Below are 221 nucleotides of genomic sequence, written 5' to 3'. Positions count from 1 at the left end.
GAACAAGGACAAAACAAATACCGATGAATCCAAGCCTCCAAGCGTCGTTTCGCCTGTTGCTCATCTTTGCTTTTGAACACATAGCGAACATGTTGGAGCGATTGGTAAACAGACTTTAAGTAATCGCTTTCATTACACCATTCTCGTATGATTTGACGTTCCTCCTCCGTCAATTTCTCTGGGCATTGGCTCAATAAACGGCAAACGTAACGAACATTTCC

The 221-nt window shown here is 43.0% G+C and carries 1 protein-coding gene; it reads right to left on the bottom strand.

Translation table 11 applies throughout. From position 1 onward, the window contains the following. Positions 1-221 (bottom strand): DesA/ISL3 alpha bundle tail domain-containing protein (locus tag DCC82_RS18460; protein ID WP_233253092.1); only part of this gene is annotated, 221 nt, incomplete at both ends.

The organism is Geobacillus sp. LYN3 (assembly GCF_003064505.1).
Classification (GTDB): domain Bacteria; phylum Bacillota; class Bacilli; order Bacillales; family Anoxybacillaceae; genus Parageobacillus_B; species Parageobacillus_B toebii.
This window is presented reverse-complemented; position numbering and strand designations above follow the sequence as displayed.